Origin of the sequence: Streptomyces sp. NRRL S-350, from assembly GCF_000719705.1 — a bacterium.
In the GTDB taxonomy this organism is placed as follows: domain Bacteria; phylum Actinomycetota; class Actinomycetes; order Streptomycetales; family Streptomycetaceae; genus Kitasatospora.
In genome coordinates this window covers 25,571-41,182 of the sequence record NZ_JOHO01000062.1, presented here as the reverse complement: position 1 = coordinate 41,182, position 15,612 = coordinate 25,571, and the positions used below count along the sequence as shown (strand labels likewise).

The window sequence follows — 15,612 nt, the reverse complement described above, 5'->3', positions numbered from 1 at the left end:
GCACGGGAGCGCAGTTCAACTCATTTTGGAACGATCAGTAAGTGATCTTGTTGCTTAGAGTGGCCCCATGGAATATCGAACGCTCGGCAAGAGCGGACTTCTCGTCTCCGTGGTGGGACTCGGCTGCAACAACTTCGGTGGACGTCTCGACGCAGCGCAGACACGCGTGGTGGTCGGCGCGGCCCTCGACGCGGGGGTGACGCTCTTTGATACCGCCGATACGTACGGTGGCGGGGGCGGCTCCGAGACACTGCTCGGCCAGGCGTTGAAGGGGCGACGGGACGAGATCGTGCTGGCGACCAAGTTCGGCTATCAGTCAGCGGACATGGGGTACGGTCCCGCGGCGGGATCGAAGGGCGGCCGGGCCTACATCCGGCGCGCGGTGGAGGAGTCGCTGCGACGTCTGCAGACCGACCACATCGACCTCTACCAACTGCACAGCCCTGACCCGCACACGCCGGTGGCCGAGACGCTGGCCGCGCTCAGCGAGCTCGTACGCGAAGGCAAGGTGCGCTACATCGGCCACTCCAACTTCGCCGGGTGGCAGATCGCCGAGGCCGCGCACGTCGCGAGGGAGATCGGAGCCGTTCCGTTCGTGTCGGCCCAGAACGAATGGTCGCTGCTCGAGCGCGGTGCGGAGCGTGAGGTGGTGCCTGCGGCACTGCACTATGGCCTGGGGGTGCTGCCGTTCTACCCGCTCGCCAACGGCATGCTGACGGGGAAGGTGCGTCGGGCCACGGGCGTGCCCGCGAACTCGCGCCTGGCGTCGAGGCCCGAGCGAGTGACCGAGGCCGGCCTCGACGCGGTCGAACGCCTCGCGGCCTGGGGCGACGAGCACGGGCGAAGCATTCTCGAAATCGGGGTGGGTGCGCTCGCCGCACAGCCTGGCTGCGGCTCGGTCATCGCCGGGGCGAGCACCCCCGAGCAGGTGCGCGCCAACGCCGCCGCCGGGCAGTGGGTGCCAACTCCCGAGGAACTGGCCGAGATCGATGCGGTCCTCAACGCGGGACCCGCCCTGGCCTGAGGAGCCCGGTGAACGGGGGGCGCTCTGCAAGGCACGTTGGTGGCCCAGGTTCCGGCTCCCGGAAGAGCCGGTGGTGCCCCGACGTGCCGCTCGACCAGGGGCGCCGCGGGTGGCCGAAGGTGCTCGTCAGAAGAGGGCGTCAGGCACGTCTGCGGTTGTTGCGATCTCGCCCATCGGGCCACCTGCCTCGCGGCGGCTCTTGCCATGCAGCCACCGCCGCACAGTCCCCCGGTCCTCGACGCCGTGCCGTTCAGCGAGAGCCCGGAGTTTTGGCCGCGCCTTCCTGGGCGTGGGCCAGTAGTCCTCTCGGAGCGCCCGTATCACGGCGTCCGGGACCTTGGTGCTGAAGTGGGCATCACCGCGGGCGTATTTGCCCTCTGCCATCCTGTCTGCGATGTTCTCTCGCTGCGTCCCAGGCTCGAGGTGTGCAGGGTTGCAGCATGCCGGGTTGCTTCCCCCGGGGCACTTGTGACGGATCTTGGTCTCGGGATCGAGATCGTCAGCAGTAAGGCCGTGATCAAGCAGATAGGCGATCCGGTGGGCTTGGGAGTGCCGCCCATCGGGCCTGGCTGCCGCATGTGATCGTGACGGCGCCGCCGTCGATGTGGACGTCTTCCGGACGGCCCGCTCGCTGGGCGACGGCCAACCGGTTTCCCACCTTGCGCGCCGACACCGCGGCCGACTCGGCGGCGATCCGCACGCGTACCGGTGACAGCGTCCCGGCCTCGTCCACCGCGAGCAGCCGCCGGACCACGACGTGCCGTGTGAGCGCCCGCTCCCGTGACCGGGACGCGATCGGTTCCACAGGCCCGACCAGGGAACGGGCGGGCGCCCTCCCCTCGTGGGGCGTCCGCCCGTGCTGTGGAGGTCAGCTCCCCGGTTCGGCCTCGGTGTGGTCGACGACGGCGGAGGCGAGGACGGCCGTGGCATAGTCGTAGCCCTTGCCGTTGCCGGCGCCCGGGGACGGGTTGCCCGCGGGCGGGAGGCCGTCGGGGCCGGCGGGGGAGAGGTCGGAGAGCAGTACCTCGCGCACGCCGAGGAAGGCGCCGGTGTCCTTGTCGAAGATCAGGGACACGCGCATGGTGCCGTTGGTGCCGACCACCGCGACTCCGTGGCGTCCGGCCGCGTCCGCCTCGTCGGCGACCACCGACGTGCCCGGGATCCTCGCGGCCGCCTCCATGAGCGCGCCCGCGACGGCCGGCGGCGCCGAGATGTTCTGGAAGATCGTCTGGACGTCCGCGAAGGCGAACTGGTTGCTCAGCTTCTGTGTCAACGGCACTCCCGCCACCCGCTTGGAGCGGTCGGCGGACAGCAGTTGCTGCAGGAGCTGCTGCGGATCGGTGGGCAGGCCGGCGACGAACTCGTAGGTCAGGGCGTCGAAGCCCGCCGTCCGCGGGGCTCCGGGACGGTCCGACAGCGGGGCGGGCCACGGATTCCGTCCGTCGCCCATCGTCGGGTCCAGGATCAGGCCCTCGGACCTGCCGTCGGCTGGGAACCACGACTTCCGCTCGTGCCTGGCCTCGCGGGCGCCGTCCTGGATCTCCCGCCGGTAGACGAACCGGGTGTTCGCGGCCCTGGGATCCGGACGGCTCGCGGCGGCCTTCGCGGCCCGGCTGAGCAGGCCCGCGGGGTCGGTCGGCTCGGGCCGGGGCGGCAGGGGTGTGGCCGTGGCCGACGCCGTGGGGGCCGGCGAGGCCGACGTGGCCGGTGCCGCCGGGGCCGGGGCGGCCGGGGCGGAACCCCCGTGGTCCCGGCCCGGGACGACCAGGGTGACGGCCGCCAGCGCGCCGACCGCCAGCGGGGAGGCGACCAGCCACACCAGCCTGCGCCGCGGCCGCGGCGCCTTCGCCTCTGCGGCGATCTCACTCATCAGATGCTCCTTCAGGAATCGTTGGCGGCCGGCGGAGAGCATCTCGGGCATGTTGTTCATCGGATCTCCTCCTGCAGCGACCGGGCGGCATCGAGACCGCCACCCCGTACCTGTCCGTTGGTGAGAACGGGTTCCCGGCGTTCCGTCAGTTCGTGTTCGACGAGCGCACGCAACCGGGCCCGGGCCCGGGACAGGCGCGAGCGCACGGTGCCGACCGGGACGCCGAGCGCCTCGGCCGCCGACGCGTAGTCCAGCCCCACCCAGACACAGAGCCGGAACACCTCGCGCTCACAACGGCGCAGGCCGGGCAGCGCGCGGCGCACTGCGGCCAGTTGGGCGCCGTCGTCGATCCGGGAGACCAGTTCGTCGGCGAAGTCCGCCACGGCCTCCCGCTCGCCCAGGCGCGCCATCGCCGCCCGGTGCCGGCGGGCCGCCCGCGCGGTGTTGCGCAGCACGTTGGTGGCGATCCCGAACACCCAGGGGCGCAGGTCGTCGTCGCCCTCGTGGAGCTTGCCGCGCAGCCGCCAGGCTTCCAGGAAGGTCAGCGACACCACGTCCTCGGCCGCCGACCAGTCGCCCAGGGTGCGCAGCGCGTAGCCGTACACCGCCTGGGCGTGCGCGTCGAAGAGTTCGCCGAGCGCGCTCTGTTCCCCGGCGCGCAGTCGCGCCCGTTGTGACAGTTCCATGCCCTTCCCTGTCCGCTGGCCCCACGGAGTTCCCTGTGATCCGCGTCACGCCTGGTGGCGCACGCGTGCACTCGGCGAGCCGTCAGGCCCGGCGGACGGACCGGTGGAGGTCGCCCGACCTGGGTCCCTGCCTCGACGGCGGCGGTTACCGATGTCGTGAACGACAGCATGTCGACCACCACCGGGCAGGCGGCGCCATCGTGCTCTGGACGACCAAGTACATCGACGCCGCCATCGCCCAGTTGGAGGCCGAGGGCCACGAGATACCGGGCGAGGACATCGCCCGGCTGTCCCCGCTCGAGCACCGCAACCTGAATCTGCTCGGCCGCTACAGCTTCACCGCCTCGACTCGGGCCGGCTCGACTCGGGCCGCCTCGACTCCGGCCGCCGGCGACCTGCGGCCGCTGCGCGACCCGGATGCGTCTGCGCTGGACGAGGACGACTACGGACAGGAGTGAGTGCCAGGGGCTCTCGATCCGCTCCCGCTGCGGACCGTAGCTCCTTCACCATGCTGTCGGTTCGGTGCGTCGCTCGTGGCGTGATCGTGCAAGGTGGTGGGCGTCTCGCAGCAGCTCACGTGTTGCGGCCTGCGTGCGCTCGCCCGGGTTCACCACGGCCAGCCAGCCCAGGCTGCCGTACACGGGGTGCGCGATCACGATGTCGGCGGCGCCGGGGTCGACCTCGGCGGAGGCCGGTTCGCGCGGCGCGTGCCCGGTCCACCGGATGAACGCGTCCTTGCCGGCGGCGATGTTCACACGGAAGGCGCCCGGCCGGTCCAGGCGGGACGACTCGTCACCGGGGTAGTCCTTGGTCACGATGGTCGCGAAGGGCTGGGACGCGGTCGGCGTGACGCCGTCGGGGGCGTAGTAGAAGAACGTGTCGCCCCAGCTGATCTCCGGCGTGCCGTCGCCGGGTGCGGGCTTGAGGGTCAGGACGCCGTCGAGGGCATCCACGAAGCTGATGATCTCTTCACTCGTCATGTGCTCCAGCGTTCCATTGAAGTGCTTGTGGAGACTTCTGGTCCTGGATCGCCTCTGGCATAGGGTTTCCGCATGCCAAGTCTCAAATCAGCGGGTATGCGGACTGCTGATGTCGCACGCAGCGTCGGATACTCCGTACAACAGGTCCGCAACCTCGAACGCGACGGCGTGCTCCCGGCGGCGGCGCGCACGGCCACGGGATACCGGACCTACGGCGAGGTGCATCTGCAGTCCGCCCTGGCCTACCGGAACCTCGCCGCGGCGGTGGGGCCGATCGAGGCCAAGAAGATCGTCCGGGCCTTCCACCGGTGCCCCGTCTCGCAGGCCCTGGCCCTTCTCGACGCGGCGCACGCCCGACTCGACCGGGAGCGCGCCGAACTGAGGCAGGCCAAGGACGCCGCCCGCGCGATCTCCCGCGAGTCGATCGACGACGTACGCGCCTCGGACGCGATGAGCATCTCCGAACTCGCCGCCGCCCTCGGTGTACGCCCCTCGACGTTGCGGCACTGGCATGCGGAGGGTCTCGTCGTCCCTGACCGCGACCCCGTGCGCGGAACGCGTCGCTACACACCGGCCCAGGTGCGCGACGCACGGATCGTGCACCAGTTGCGCAAGGCCGGATACCGCATCACACCGCTCCGGGCCCTCATGCCGCAGCTCTGGAACGCCCGCCGATCGCGGGACGTCGAATCGGTGCTGGCCGCCAGGGACGCCGGTATCACCACGCGATCCGCAGCCCTTCTCGACAGCGCCTCGGCACTCCACGCCGTGCTCTCCCTGCGGGGGCGAACGGACTGATCCGAAGCCCTGTCGTCAAACGATGGCACCCTCAAGTGATCAACGCACCGCCGCCGGATGATCATGTGATCGTGGAGGCACAGGTGCGTGCCTACGGGTTTCGCCGGCTCAGCAGGACGAGATCTGGAGACGCTGGCGCGAGGGGCAGCCGTTCGGCTTGATCGGGCGGCCACTTGGGGCGCTGATGCGGCACGCTCGGCCTCGGCCGCAGCTTCGCCCAAGCCGCCTTGGACCGCGGTGACCGGGTGATCCGTGATGGCTTGGCCTATCAGCTGACCGTGCTCTGCTGCCGTTACGGCTGCACGAGGGGTTCGTTGATGATGTCGATCACTTTTCCGCGCGTGAGTCGGCGATGCTTTGGAGCACCAGGTTGATGAGGGAAACGTTGCGTGCGCTGCTGGTTCCAGTGGTCGCCGGGGCTGCCATGACGCTGCCGGTCACCACGGCCCATGCGGCCAGCGGGTATGACCGATGCCCGGCCGGCTACTACTGCATGTTCTCGGGCCTGGACGGCACCGGCGACATGATCAGGCTGACGGGGAGCACGCCGGACCTCGCGGCGCTCGGAATGAACGACCGGGCGAAGTCGGATTGGAACCGGACCGCTTCGACCGTCCACCTGTGGTCCGACGCGAACTACACCGGCTGCACGGCGGTCACCTCCAGCGGGCCGACTGGCAGGGGGAACTTCTTCCCGGACTACCAGAACTTCTTCAGCTCGGTGCAGTTCGACGGTCCGGGCGGCCCGAGCTGCGGCACTGCGTCCGGCGACTGAGGCGTTAGACCGGCAGTATTCCTGGGTTGTGGGCCCGCGCGGGCCCGGATCCCCGGTTGGTCACCCGCCGTGGTGGACCGAGAGGTGTGGCCACCTTCGGTGAGTCGCCGGCGATGTGCGGCCGACGAGCGGCAAGTATCGCGAAGGCCCCCTGCACCGGCTGGTGCAGGGGGCGGGTCCTGCAGCCCATATCTACGGAGCCTCAGGACTGCAGCCACACATCGTGGTTTGCCGTCGAGTTGAGACTGCCCGCATAGCCGTTGAGATAGTCGTACTTGTGGTTGTTGTCGTCCGTGACCCACACGGTGTGACCGGTGTTGTTCACGATGGAGGCGGCGTTGCCCAGGACGACCTGGCCATAACCGGAACCGTTCCCCCAGTGGCTGAACGTGGCGCCACCCAGGTAGACGATCTGGTTGGGCGACCAGTCCTCCCACGAACCCCAGTTGTACCCGGGCGAGTTGTAGTACAGGCAGACGTTGCCACTCGGGCACGCCTCCGCCCCGCCCGGCCCGGCGGCAAAGGCGTTTCCCGTCGCCAGGCCCATCGCGCCGGCAGTCAACGCCGCGACCGCCGCGGCCTTGGCCGCCGCGTGTCGCCCCATCCTTATGCGCATTCCGTCCCCCTCTTGGCCAGCTGTGCCTGATGGTCGGGGTGGCTGGTCCTTCGGACCGGTGTCACCTGAACCCCGACCAGAGTCACATACTCACATCGCTCCCCGCCGCCTGTTCGCATTTCCCGCCAGCGCCGAGTGCTGGCGCGGTCAGTGGTGCAGGATGGTCCGCGGCCACGACGACGACGGGCCGCGAGAGCACGACGGGGCCGTTCCCGAACACGACACCGCCCATCGTCGCGGGCACCAGCTGTTCGGCATGCGTGTGCGTTGTCGGTGGGGCTGGAGGCCTGGGCGGCGTGGATGACGAGCCACTTCTTCGGGGTCGGGTCTACGGAGCCGATCACCAAGACCCGAACCCGGCCCCGGCTCCAACCCGTTGCCAGGCGGGTTGCTCAACCAGCTTCGCCTGACTTCGTAGATCAGGGACCCGGCTTCCTTGCGTGGATAGTCGCCCGAGAAGTACTTGCCGCCGTCTTTGAACCCGTCGAGTTGCTTGGGGTCCAGTTTCCAGTCGACCGTGCGTTTGCAGATGGGATGGTCAGTGGGTGGCCCTGCAATGCACATCCGAGCGTGTCTCATGACTGCCCGCACCACCGGCACCGAGCAGCCGTGCGGGCACCACGAGGCCGACGCTTTCACAGCAATTCCGGCAGATCACGAGAGCGTCAGGGAACTCGTGGCCCGCACCGAGCGGCCTGCTGCTCGACCACCCGGACCGGTGGGTGCTTTCGCGGCGGGGTAGGCCCAGGTGGCGGACTGGTCGCACGGTCGGCTGTAGGCGCGTTCGGCAAGCTGTGCGGATGCGTAGAGTCCGGTCCGCGCGGCCCAGGCCCGGGCATGGTCGGCAGTCCTGGGATCGTCGGGATGGAGCTCGCCTACCCCCGACGCGACCGGGCCGAGTAACTCGCTGCCCGAGCTGAGGACGAGGCCGAACCAGCGGGGGAGGAAGGGGGACAGCGCATCGGAACAACCCCCTCCCGTCAGTGGAATGAGCAGGTCAGCGGGGAGTCAGGAGGCCGTCCACCAGCGCACGGAGCCCGTCCAGGTAGGTGTCCTCGGCGGTCAGCGGCGCCCATTGGTCCGCGACCTGGGCCAAGCGGGGTAGCTCGCTCGGGTCGAGATCGGCGAAGACTCGCGCCCGGTAGGTGGGACGGTCATCGTCCGTGTGCCGCCGGGCCGCTGTCGTCCGGACCACGATCTCTCCGGCGGTGTAGTACCAGATCGCGCGGTACGCGTGTACGGCCCGCTCGGGAGGCAGGCCGCACTCGACGAGGCCGTCGACGATCTGCTCGACGAACCACAGGGCGGATGTGGACATCAGGTCGTCGGCGGTCAGCACCTCCACGATCCAGGGGCAGGCGGCGAGCGCCTGGTGGATCGCGGCGGCGGTGACGACGATCCGCTCGCGAGGCTGGGCGGGCAGTTCTGGCCGGTGCAGCGTCCGCGCGGCGTAGTCGTCCAGCAGCAGGACGAGCAGTTCGTCCTTGTTGCGGACGTGGTGGTAGAGCGCCATCGGCGTACTGCCGATCTCTGTGGCCAGCCGCCGCATGGTCAGCCGGTCCACGCCTTCCGTGTCCACGATCCGGCGAGCCGTCTCGACGACCTCCTCGCGGGAGATGCGTGGAGGTCGGCCGAGGGCTTTGCGCGGTGCGGACGGTTGCGGCATGCCCTCATCTTCCCCCAGGCCTCGACAGCGGCGATCCCTGAAGCTACTTTCCTTACATGTATAAAAACTTACGAGGGCGTCCCGGAGCAGTGCTGGCGGCTGCTGCCGCCGCCCAGTTCGTCTTCGCCCTGGACATGTCGGTGGTCAACGTCGCACTACCCGCGATCCGCACCGCGCTGGGATTCGCGCCGCTCGACCTGTCGTGGGTCGTGCACGTCTACGCGCTCACCTTCGGCGGATTCCTGCTGCTGGGCGGCCGCGCTTGCGACCTGTACGGCCGGCGTCGGCTCTTCCTGCTGGGCCTGGCCGTCTTCGGGCTGTGCTCGCTGGCAGGCGGGCTGGCCCAGACCTCCTGGCAACTGATCACCGCCCGCGCCGGGCAGGGCTTGGGCGCCGCCGCGGCTGCCCCGGCCGCGCTGGCGATGCTCACCACCACCTTCGCCGAGGGCCCCCGGCGTGTCCGCGCGCTCGGGGTGTGGAGCGCCGTGAACGCCGCAGGGGGAGCGCTTGGCGTGCTGGCGGGTGGACTGCTGACCGAGTACGCGGGCTGGCGCTGGGTGATGCTGGTCAACCTGCCTGTCGTGGCGGCGGCTCTCGCGCTGGCTTGCGCGGGCGTGCCCGCCGGACCACAGCCCGTTCGGCGCGAGAGGCTGGACGTGCTCGGCGCCGTCCTGGCGACCGGCGGAGTCGGGCTGCTCGTGTTCGGTGTCGTACGCACCGACACCCTCGGGTGGGGATCCCCGGCCACGGTGGCGACCCTCGCCACCGCGGCCACGCTGTTGGTCGCCTTCGCCTTCGCCGAAACGAGGACCCCCGCACCGCTGTTGCGCCTCGGCCTGCTGCGCAGCCGCTGGATCGCCGGCGCCAACGTGCTGGTGTTCCTGGCTGCAGCCGGGCAGTTCGCGGCGTTCTACTTCGTGTCCCTGCACCTGCAGCAGGTCCTGGGCATGAGTGCCGCGGCTACCGGCGCCGCGTTCCTGCCCTTCTCGGCGGGCCTGGTAGCGGGCACCATCGTCGCGACCCGCGTCACCGCCACCCGCACCCCCCGCATGTCCCTGGTGCCCGGCGCCCTGCTGGCCGCTGCCGGCCTAGCTTGGTTCGCCTTCATCAGCCCTGACGGCGGCTTCCTCACCGACGTGCTCGGCCCGTCCGTCATCACCAGCGTCGGCACCGGACTGGTCCTGGCCCCGGTCGCCGCCGCCGCGACCACCGGCATCGTCCTCCGCGAGGCCGGCATGGCCTCCGGCCTCATGAACAGCTCCCGCCAACTCGGCGGCTGCATCGGCCTGGCCGCCCTGGCCACCCTCGCCGCACACCGCACCGGCACAGCCACCGACCCCGCCGCGCTCGACGACGGCTACGCCCTGGGCCTGGCCGTCGCCGCCGCCCTCTTCCTTCTCGCGGCGGCCGTGGCGATCGGCGTGCTGCCCCGCCGCCGCACCGGAACACCCGTCCCGCGACCCGCCGCCCCCGCAGAGAACCGACTGGAAGGAACGCCGTCATGACGACGACACCCATCTCATCCATCGACCTGTTCGCCTCAGCGCTGCACATCCACTCCGACGGCGACGTCCGAGTCGCCGAACGGCGGATGACGGGCAGTGACTCCGGCGCCTGGCAGATCGCGACGTTCCACGTGGAGACCGACGCCGACGTTCACGCTGATCACTGGGAGATGCACCCGGAGGCCGAGGAGGCGGTGTGCTGCCTGACCGGCGGCGTCCGCCTCTACTTCCGTCCCGCCGGGGCCGGAGGAGCCGAGGACATGGTGCAGTTGCAGGCCGGCACCGCCGTGATCGTCCCCCGCGGCCGCTGGCACCGCCTGGAGCTGGACGCCCCCAGCGACCTGATGTCGATCACCCTTCGCCACGGCACCCGCCTCGAAAAGCGCACCGACACCCGCTGACTACGGTGGGGCCCGGCCGACCCGGTCGCCGGGCCCCTGCGGCGACTGTCCGGGGGACGGCGGTCGCGTTCGTGGTCGTGCGGATCGGCCGCACCGGCGACACCCGGTGGTGGCTCGCCGCAGGGGTGCTGGTCGGCCTCGGCGCGGAGTTCAACCAGCTCGCGGCGACCTTCGCAGCGGTCCTGCTGGCCGCGGTGCTGCTCGGCCCGGCCCGCCGGACCGTGGCCGACTGCTCGCGGGTGCGGTGATCGCCTCGCTGCTCGTGCTGCCCGACCTCTGGTGGCAGGCGCACCACGGCTGGGCCAGGTTCGAGATGACGCGGGCACTGAACGGCGAGCACGGCGGCCCGGAGCACCGCCGGGCTGCCCACCGCCGTGAGCTCCCAGAACACCGACCGGTGGTGGGGCCCCGGCAACCCGAACGCCACCACCGTGGTGGCCATTGCCCCCGGCCCGCACGCGAGACGCCCAGCCCGGCCCCGCCCGGAAGATACCCGTCTCGGCGGCGACGTGCGCGATCGGCCGGGTGCGGCAGCGTTCGATCAGGCGACGGCGGCCTTCGATGGACAGTGGCGCATTGCGGTGAACCATCGGTGTCAGCCGGCGTCGGGGCGCATCGCGGCCGCGGTGTCCGTGGCGACGACGAGCGGGTCGGTGAGCGGTCGGTCGAGTAGTCGGGCGAGGTCGGGGCCGGTGGTGCTGAGGAACCCGTGGCGGACGCTGGTCGCGATCGAGGCGAGCATCGGCGGCTGGAACGGCAGTAGCGTGTCGTCAGCGAGGAGTTGGGCCCGGTACTCCCCGAGCCCGATGGTCCGGTGCGCGACTCCGAGGGATTCGGCGATGCCGACGGCGGTGATCGGTTCGCCGACGAGGTCGTAGGTCTTGCCGGTGTGCGCGGTCGGGTTGCCGGCCACGACGGCTGCGGCCGCGGCCAGGTCCGCCCGTGCCACAGCGGCGAGTGCGCCGTCGCCGAACGCCGACTCCACGCCGTCAGCGGTCCAGGTCAGGAGCGCCCCGAAGAGTTCGGCGTAGAGCCCGTTGCGCAGGACCGTCCACCCAAGTCCACTGGCCTTGATCAGTTGCTCGGTGGCCCGATGAGCGAGGGCGAAGCCGAGGTGATCACCGTCGCCGGTCAGGCTGGTGTACACCACGTGGCTCACGCCGTCGCGCACCGCAGCGTCCAGGGCTGCCTGGTGTCGGGTGATGACCTGGTCGTCCTCGGCGTACCCCGCCGAGACGAGGACCAGCGTGGAAACGCCGGTGAGGTCGAGGCTCGTGGGGTCGTCGAAATCAAGTCGCCGCTGCCCTGCTGCGGGCGATCGAGTGCCGCCCAGGGCTGGCACGTGGCGCTCAGCCAACTCCTGGAGCGTGAGAGAGGCGAGCTGTCCGTTCGCGCCGGTCACCATGATCATTGTGGTTCCGTCTCCTGCCGTGGTTCTCTTCAGTAACTACGGTGAGATCTTCAACCGGTCCAGGTCGACCCACAAGGAGGCAGTTTCGTGTCAGTGACGCACACCGGGGTAACCGCTGGTGCCGCCGAACTCGAACCCTGCGGACAGCAGGATCACCCCGACTGCGGGATCCGCGACGTCCTCGACCGGGTCGGTGACAAGTGGTCGGTCCTCGTCATCGTCGAGCTCGCCAACGGCCCGCGGCGCTTCCGGCAACTTCAGCGCGCCATCCATGGGATCTCCCAGCGCATGCTGACCCTTACGGTGCGCCGGCTGGAGCGAGACGGCCTGGTCCTTCGGACCGTGTATCCGACCGTGCCGGCCCAGGTCGACTACCGGCTCACCCAGACGGGAGCGAGCCTGACCCACCTCGTCAAGGCGCTCGCCGACTGGTCACTCGAACACCGGGCCCACATCGCCCGCTCCCGTGAGGCCTACGACAGCGAGCACCCCGCCAACGGGATCCGCTGATCAGCGAGACGTCATCGACCTCTCCTGACCCGCGACACCTGGTCTCTGCGGATGACGCTTGGTCTCTCGGGTGACGCTCTACTTCGACCCGGTGGCCGTCCTCGGCGACGACCGTGGTGCCTTTCGGGGCCGTTGGGAAGACCGGCTGTGGCTCAACGTCCCCGGGCCCTTCTACGGCGGGGAGACCGGCGCCTGCTGGACGGGGCGGCTTTCGGTACCCGCCCACGTCCTCTGTGCCGGCTCTTGACGGTGGTTCGGGCCGGCAGGACACTCCCCTTCTGACATGCCCACACTCGATCGGCCGTTGGGCGACGGCCCTTGTGGGCCGGTTCGAAGGCGTCTGCCCCGCGGTGGCCCAGGGTCATGCCCTGAAGTGATGCCGGCGCTTCCGCAGGGCCGATCCGGTGTTCATTCGCGCGAACGCGGACGAGAGGAATCCACCGCATGCATCGCTCAGTCCTTCCTCGCTCGGGTCCGGGGCGCAGGCCGTCACGGGCCGTGGCGCTGTTCGCCGTTCTCGCCCTGGCGTTCGCCGGGCTGTTCGGCCTCACGTCCGCGTCCGCGTCCGCGTCCGGGGCCGCGGCGTCCGGCGACTACACCCAGAGCGCCACCGCGCTCGGCGCCTCCCAGGTGCGGATCGCGTTCACACCGACGACGCCGGCGCTCTACGTCGACGTCCACTACCTGGTCAACGGCGCCGGCCAGCAGAACTTCCGGATGACGAACGAGGCGGGCACCTGGACCCGGACCGTCGGCTCGCTCTCCACCGGCACGGTGGTCGAGTACTGGTTCACCTACGAGAAGAACGGCCCGCAGTACGACACCCCCCACTTCAGCTACGCGCAGGGCGGTGGCGGCGGCCCGGGCCGGGTCGCCACACCGGTGTTCAATCCGGCCGGCGGCTCGTTCCCGAGTGCGCAGTCGGTCACCATCACGGACGCGACGGCGGGCTCGACGATCCGCTACACCGTCGACGGCTCCGTCCCGACGGCCTCGTCGGCCCGCTACACCGGGCCGATCACCGTCGCCGCCACGACGACCGTACGGGCCGTCGCGTTCGCCTCCGGCCTGACCGACTCGGCGACGGCGGCGGCCGCCTTCACCATCGGCGGCTCGACGGGTGGGTGTCCGACCCAGTCCGACACCCCGGACTTCGGCCCCTCCGTGCACGTCTTCGACCCGGGCATGTCCAGCGCCGCCATCCAGGCGCAGCTCGACGCCCAGTTCGCCCGGATGAAGGACACCAACACCGCGCAGTTCTCCGAGGACCGGGTGGCCGACCTGTTCAAGCCCGGCGTGTACAACGTGGAGGACAACGTCGGGTTCTACACCTCGGTCGCGGGCCTGGGGCTCAACCCGGACGACGTGACCATCAACGGCCATGTCACGGTCGACGCGTTCAACGCCTCGGACGCGGGCAACGCGACGCAGAACTTCTGGCGCTCGGCGGAGAACCTGGCCATCAACCCGGCCGGCGGCAACCGCTGGGCGGTGGCGCAGGCGGCGCCGCTGCGGCGCGTCGACGTTCGGGGTGACCTTCAGCTGTACCCGGCCGGCTACGGGTGGGCGAGCGGCGGCTACCTCGCCGACAGCAAGGTGACGGGCCAGGCGTCCTCCTCCTCGCAGCAGCAGTGGTACACCCGGGACAGCAGCCTGGGCAGTTGGAGCGGCGGCGTGTGGAACATGGTCTTCTCCGGCACCGGCGGCGCGCCGGCGAACACCTTCCCGAACCCCCCGGAGACCACGCTGGGCACCACCCCCGTCTCGCGTGACGTGCCCTACCTCTACGTCGACGGCGCCGGCCGCTACCGGGTGTTCCTGCCCGCGCTGCGCACCGACGCCTCGGGCCCCAGCTGGGCGGGCGGCAGCACCGCGGGCAGTTCGCTGGCGATGGACCGGTTCTACGTCGTCAAGGCCGGCGACACCGCCTCGACCATCAACGCGGCGCTGGCCCAGGGCTGCGACCTGTTCGTCACCCCGGGCGTGTACCACCTGGACCGGACGCTCGACGTGACCAGGGCCGACACGGTGGTCCTGGGCATCGGCTACCCGACGTTCGTGCCGGACAACGGGGTCGACGCGATGCGGGTGGCGGACGTCGACGGTGTCCGGCTCAAGGGCCTGCTGTTCGATGCGGGCACCACCAACTCGGCCGCGCTGCTGACGGTCGGGGCGCCGGGGGCGGGCGCGCGTCACGCGGCCGACCCGACGACCGTCCAGGACGTGTTCTTCCGGATCGGCGGCGAGATCGCGGGCAGGGCGACCGCGAGCCTGGTCGTCGACAGCAGCGACGTGATCATCGACGACATCTGGGCCTGGCGCGCCGACCACGGCAACGCGGGCACGGTCGGCTGGGGCGTCAACACGGCCGACAACGGACTGGTCGTCAACGGCGACAGCGTCGAGGCGACGGGCCTGTTCGTCGAGCACTACCAGAAGTACGACGTCACCTGGAACGGCCAGAACGGCAGGACGATCTTCTTCCAGAACGAGATGCCGTACGACGTGCCGAACCAGGGCGCCTGGATGGGCCCGGCTGGGGTCAACGGCTACGCCGCGTACAAGGTGGGCGACAACGTCACCTCGCACGAGGCGTGGGGCCTGGGCAGCTACTGCTACTTCAACGTCGACCCGTCGGTGAGCAGTTACCACGCGTTCGAGGTGCCGGCCGCCCCGGGTGTGCGGTTCCACGACACGTTCACCGTCTCCCTCGGGGGCAAGGGCACGATCACCCACGTCATCAACGACACGGGGGCGAGCACGCCCACGGGCAGCACCGTGCCCAGCAACGTGGTCGCCTTCCCCTGACCCGGCGCCCAGCGCCCGACGCGCCGGCCGGTCCACGATCCCGGGACCGGCCGGCGCGCTGCGTCGTCCGCCGCACCGCGGGCTCCGCGGCTGGATCAGCCCGCCTCCCTGGGGGCCGGATCAGCCCGCCTCCTGGGGGCCGGACAGCGCCTGCCGTCCGGCCGTGCGTTCGGGAAAAGGCTTGTGCTGCACATGCCTTGTAATACGGCCGACACCTGTGTCAGTCTCATTTCGGCTCACCGCGGGCCCCTGGGGCAGGCGGTGCACGCCGGTGATCGTCCCCCTCGATTGTGAGCGCTCACATGAATGAGCTGCCTCATCTCCCCTCCCGGGGCCGCCCGGCGAACCCAGGAACGGCCCCGGGCTGGTAGAACGACCGCTCCGTCCTGCCGGGTCCGGATTCGAATCCGAACCCGGGACCGGGCCCGGCGCGGCCGGTCGCCGCCCGCGCGCACTGCCGCCGGGTGTTCTTCCCGGCCGCCGCCCCGCCCATGAGCCTGATCCATCGCACCGGGAATGCGTCGTACCCATCGCGGAGCGACGGCGGGGCGCAGCACGTCCC

General features: G+C 70.7%; 14 protein-coding genes and 1 pseudogene. 9 read left to right on the top strand and 6 right to left on the bottom strand.

Annotated features, from left to right (window positions below; all coding sequences use genetic code 11):
- Positions 1 to 67 precede the first annotated feature (67 nt).
- On the top strand, positions 68 to 1,024 hold the full coding sequence (locus IF30_RS0133890) for an aldo/keto reductase (RefSeq protein ID WP_030245714.1): 957 nt from the start codon (positions 68 to 70) through the stop codon (positions 1,022 to 1,024).
- 868 nt (positions 1,025 to 1,892) lie between these two features.
- Here the strand turns inward: IF30_RS0133890 and IF30_RS48225 are convergent.
- Together IF30_RS48225 and IF30_RS0133880 are read right to left on the bottom strand one after the other, a co-directional pair.
- Positions 1,893 to 2,954, bottom strand: coding sequence for a CU044_5270 family protein (locus IF30_RS48225; RefSeq protein ID WP_030245712.1), 1,062 nt, complete (start codon positions 2,952 to 2,954; stop codon positions 1,893 to 1,895).
- A complete protein-coding gene (locus IF30_RS0133880) occupies positions 2,951 to 3,580 on the bottom strand; it encodes an RNA polymerase sigma factor (RefSeq protein WP_030245709.1) in 630 nt (209 codons plus the stop codon). The genes IF30_RS48225 and IF30_RS0133880 overlap by 4 nt, the downstream gene beginning before the upstream one ends.
- Positions 3,581 to 3,774: 194 nt before the next feature.
- On the opposite strand from IF30_RS0133880, the pseudogene IF30_RS0133875 reads away from it, so the two are divergent.
- Positions 3,775 to 4,038 (top strand): annotated as a pseudogene (locus IF30_RS0133875) (Tn3 family transposase); the annotation flags it as partial.
- 45 nt (positions 4,039 to 4,083) lie between these two features.
- Here the strand turns inward: IF30_RS0133875 and IF30_RS0133870 are convergent.
- The gene (locus IF30_RS0133870) at positions 4,084 to 4,560 is read right to left on the bottom strand and encodes a DUF6194 family protein (protein ID WP_030245705.1); all 477 of its coding nucleotides are present in this window, start codon (positions 4,558 to 4,560) and stop codon (positions 4,084 to 4,086) included.
- 96 nt (positions 4,561 to 4,656) lie between these two features.
- On the opposite strand from IF30_RS0133870, the gene IF30_RS0133865 reads away from it, so the two are divergent.
- Both IF30_RS0133865 and IF30_RS0133860 read left to right on the top strand, forming a co-directional pair.
- A complete protein-coding gene (locus IF30_RS0133865) occupies positions 4,657 to 5,358 on the top strand; it encodes a MerR family transcriptional regulator (protein WP_051711775.1) in 702 nt (233 codons plus the stop codon).
- A 385-nt stretch (positions 5,359 to 5,743) separates the two neighbouring features.
- Entirely contained in the window at positions 5,744 to 6,133 is a 390-nt protein-coding gene (locus tag IF30_RS0133860) for a peptidase inhibitor family I36 protein (RefSeq protein WP_234322941.1), read from the top strand.
- Between the two features lie 202 nt (positions 6,134 to 6,335).
- Here the strand turns inward: IF30_RS0133860 and IF30_RS0133855 are convergent, their stop codons facing one another.
- Both IF30_RS0133855 and IF30_RS0133850 read right to left on the bottom strand, forming a co-directional pair.
- Entirely contained in the window at positions 6,336 to 6,749 is a 414-nt protein-coding gene (locus tag IF30_RS0133855) for a peptidase inhibitor family I36 protein (RefSeq protein ID WP_107054582.1), read from the bottom strand.
- Positions 6,750 to 7,746: 997 nt separating this feature from the next.
- Positions 7,747 to 8,415: a TetR/AcrR family transcriptional regulator gene (locus tag IF30_RS0133850; RefSeq protein WP_030245697.1), complete on the bottom strand. Its 669-nt coding sequence runs from the start codon at positions 8,413 to 8,415 to the stop codon at positions 7,747 to 7,749.
- A 56-nt stretch (positions 8,416 to 8,471) separates the two neighbouring features.
- Between IF30_RS0133850 and IF30_RS0133845 the strand changes: the two genes are divergently transcribed.
- The 3 genes from IF30_RS0133845 (at position 8,472) to IF30_RS49875 (ending at position 10,569) form a co-directional block, all read left to right on the top strand.
- Entirely contained in the window at positions 8,472 to 9,920 is a 1,449-nt protein-coding gene (locus IF30_RS0133845; RefSeq protein WP_030245696.1) for an MFS transporter, read from the top strand.
- Positions 9,917 to 10,321, top strand: a complete 405-nt coding sequence (locus IF30_RS0133840) for a cupin (RefSeq protein ID WP_030245694.1) — start codon at positions 9,917 to 9,919, stop codon at positions 10,319 to 10,321. The genes IF30_RS0133845 and IF30_RS0133840 overlap by 4 nt, the downstream gene beginning before the upstream one ends.
- Before the next feature lie 71 nt (positions 10,322 to 10,392).
- Positions 10,393 to 10,569 (top strand): hypothetical protein, encoded by a 177-nt coding sequence (locus IF30_RS49875; protein ID WP_234322940.1) that lies wholly within the window; start codon positions 10,393 to 10,395, stop codon positions 10,567 to 10,569.
- Between the two features lie 347 nt (positions 10,570 to 10,916).
- Here IF30_RS49875 and IF30_RS0133830 read toward each other — a convergent pair whose 3' ends face one another.
- On the bottom strand, positions 10,917 to 11,732 hold the full coding sequence (locus IF30_RS0133830; protein WP_030245691.1) for an NAD(P)H-binding protein: 816 nt from the start codon (positions 11,730 to 11,732) through the stop codon (positions 10,917 to 10,919).
- 87 nt (positions 11,733 to 11,819) lie between these two features.
- On the opposite strand from IF30_RS0133830, the gene IF30_RS0133825 reads away from it, so the two are divergent.
- Both IF30_RS0133825 and IF30_RS0133815 read left to right on the top strand, forming a co-directional pair.
- The gene (locus IF30_RS0133825; RefSeq protein ID WP_030245688.1) at positions 11,820 to 12,242 is read left to right on the top strand and encodes a winged helix-turn-helix transcriptional regulator; all 423 of its coding nucleotides are present in this window, start codon (positions 11,820 to 11,822) and stop codon (positions 12,240 to 12,242) included.
- Positions 12,243 to 12,740: 498 nt separating this feature from the next.
- Entirely contained in the window at positions 12,741 to 15,050 is a 2,310-nt protein-coding gene (locus IF30_RS0133815; RefSeq protein WP_267884581.1) for a chitobiase/beta-hexosaminidase C-terminal domain-containing protein, read from the top strand.
- Positions 15,051 to 15,612 lie beyond the last annotated feature (562 nt).